Raw genomic sequence first — 3,143 nt, 5'->3', positions numbered from 1 at the left:
GCCGCCGGCTCGGGCGCCGCCGAGGCGGCCGTCCTCGGCACGCGTCCGGAGGTGGTGTCGGCCGTGGCCGCCCCGGGCCGGGTCGCGCTGGTGTTCCCCGGCCAGGGCTGGCAGTGGGACGGGATGGGCCGGGAGCTGCTGACGGTCTCCCCGGTGTTCCGCGAGACGGTCGGCCAGATCTCGGCCGTCGTCTGCGAGCGGACCGGCTGGTCCGTGACCGACGTGCTGACCGGTGCCTCGGGGGCGGCGGACCTCGACCGCGTCGATGTGCTGCAGCCGGTGATGTTCGCCGTCATGGTCGGCCTGGCCCGGGTGTGGGAGTCCCTGGGCGTCGTGCCCGACGCGGTCGTCGGCCACTCCCAGGGGGAGATCGCCGCCGCCTGCGTGGCCGGCGTCGTCTCCCTGGCGGACGCGACGCGGATCGTCCTGGCTCGGTCGAGCGCGATCGCCCAGCTCGCGGGCGAGGGCGCGATGCTGTCCGTCGCCGCCTCCGCCGAGCGCACGGAGGAGGTGCTCCGGCCCTGGCGGGACCGGCTGTGGCTGGCCGCCGTCAACAGCCCGTCCACCACCGTCGTCGCCGGGGACGTCACCGCCGCCGAGGAGCTCCTGGCGGCGGGCGCGGATCTGGGCCTGCGCATCAGGCGGATCCCGGTCGACTACGCGTCCCACTCCCCGCACGTGGAGGCCGTCCGCGAGAGGGTCCTGGCCGACCTGGCCGACCTCGCCCCGAGCGGCGGCGAGCTCCCCGTCTACTCCAGCGTCACCGGCCAGCGCATCGACGCCAGCACCATGGACGCCGCCTACTGGTACCGCAACCTTCGCCAACCCGTCCGCTTCCTCGAGGCGACGCGGGCGCTATTCGACGACGACATCCGTGTCCTGGTCGAGGCCAGCGCCCATCCCGTGCTGACGATGGCCATCGAGGCCACGGCTGAGCAGGACGCCACCGGCGCGACCGTCGTCGGGACGCTGCGTCGCGACGACGGCGGACTCGCTCGCCTCCAGACCAGCGCCGCGCACCTGTGGGTTGCCGGTGTCGACTTGGACTGGTCGACCCTCGTCCCGGCCGCGAGTGACGGCGCCACGGTGAGGCTGCCGACCTACGCGTTCGACGAGCGGCGGTTCTGGCTGGACCGGCTGCCGCGGGGAGGCGGCGATCCTGGTCAGCTCGGTCTGACGGCTCTCGATCACGGCTTTCTGGGTGCGGGCGTCGAGGTCGCCGGCGCGGGGCCGGTGGTGCTGTCCGGTCGGCTGTCGACGGCCACGCATCCCTGGCTCGCCGATCACGCCGTGGCGGGAACCGCGATCCTGCCGGGGGCGGGCTTCGTCGATCTGGTGGTCCGCGCGGGCGACGAGGTCGGCTGCCGGCTGGTCGAGGAGCTGGTCCTGCAACGGCCACTGGTGCTGACGGCCGAGGGAGCGGTGGAGCTGCAGGTCGTCGTCGATCCACCCGGCGAGGACGGCCGGCGTGGCGTGGCGGTGTACGGCCGCCCGGCCGGCGGCGACTCCTGGTCGCCGCACGCGCAGGGCACGCTGGCCCCGGGCGCTCCGCGGGCGGCGGTCGCCGTTGACCGGGACCTGTCCGAGCTCTCGGGTGCCTGGCCGCCCGCGGGGTCGACCCCGGTGGACGTCAGTGGGCTGTATCCGGACCTGGCGGCGCGCGGGTACGGCTACGGACCGACCTTCCAGGGCCTGTCCGCCGTCTGGCGCACGCCGGACCCCGCGGTGCTGGCGGCCGAGGTCCGTCTACCTGACCCCGCCCATCCCGAGGTGGGCCGGTACGGCCTGCATCCAGCACTGCTCGATGCCGCGCTGCACGTGCAGAGCTTCCTTGAGGACTCCGCGCCCGACGGCGTGTGGCTACCGTTCAGCTGGAACGGGGTCTGCCTGCTGGCCGTCGGCGCGTCCACGGCCCGCGTCCTGGTGCGATCCACGGGAGAGGGCGCGGTGCGCATCGCCATCGCGGACCCGGCGGGTGATCCGGTCGCGCTGGTGGAGGCGATGCGGCTGCGCAAGGTCGACCCGGCCCGGCTCGGGCACGACGACGCGACCGAGGAGGACCTGTACACCGTCCAGTGGTTCCCGGCCGCCGGCGGTACCGACGCCATCGGGTCGGTGGCCGTGGTGGGACCGGACTCGTTCGGCGTCGTCGGTGCGACGGGCGGGCAGGCGTTCGCGGACGTGTCAGGCCTGGCCGACGCGCTGGACACGGGCTGGCGGCCGCCGGACTGTGTGGTGGTCTGCGCCGCGGGAACGGACGCGGCCGAGCCTCGTCAGGCGGCCGAGTCGGGTCCCGCGGCCGTGGCGGGGGAAGCGGCGGGGAACGTGCTCGCGGACGCGCACGAGCTGGCGGAGCGGGTGCTGCTGACCTTGCAGGCATGGCTGGCGGACGAGCGGTTCGCGGGGGTACCGCTGGTGGTGGCGACACGCGGTGCGGTCGCCGTTGATCATGGCGGTGTCGCGGACCTGGCCGCGTCCGTGGTGTGGGGCCTGGTGCGCAGTGCGCAGTCGGAGCACCCGGATCGGTTCGTCCTCGTGGATGCGGATCCGGTGGTGGCACCTGACGACTGGACGAGTCTGCTGGTTGCCGCCGCGCGCCGTGAGGAGCCGCAGCTGGCGGTGCGCGAGGGCCGGGTCCTGGCGGCACGGCTGGTGCGCGGCAGCGGCGGCAGGCTCGCCGGTGTTTCGGGGTTTGGCGCGGGCTCCGACTGGCGTATTGACGCGCTGGGAATCGGCTCGGTGGAGGGTGTCGGGAAGGCTGACAATCCGCGGGCGACCCAAGCCCTGGAGCCGGGCGAGGTGCGCCTTCAGGTCCGTGCCGCCGGCCTCAACTTCTACGACGTCGCCGGCGCTCTCGGCCTGGCGACCTTCGAGGACGGGCTCGGCGCGGAAGGCGCCGGGGTCGTTACGGAAACCGGCCCTGGGGTGACCGGTTTCGCGGTGGGCGACCGCGTCTTCGGCGGATTCCCGTCCGCGTTCGCCCCCTTCACCATTGCCGACGAGCGAATGATCGCCCGAATGTCGGATGACTGGTCGTTTGAGCAGGCGGCGTCCGTTCCCGCGGCTTTCCTGACGGCGTTGTTTGGGTTGGGGGATCTGGCGGGGGTGCGGGCGGGGGAACGGGTGTTGGTGCATGCCGGTAC

Annotated in this window: 1 protein-coding gene; it reads left to right on the top strand. The window is 74.1% G+C overall.

The genetic code is table 11. The features are described 5' to 3' along the window. Window positions 1–3,143, top strand: a 3,143-nt coding sequence (locus ND748_RS28950) for an acyltransferase domain-containing protein (protein WP_251749360.1), incomplete at both ends; no start/stop codon positions are given.

The sequence above is a fragment of the Frankia sp. AiPs1 genome (assembly GCF_023716945.1).
Classification (GTDB): domain Bacteria; phylum Actinomycetota; class Actinomycetes; order Frankiales; family Frankiaceae; genus Frankia.
This window is presented reverse-complemented; position numbering and strand designations above follow the sequence as displayed.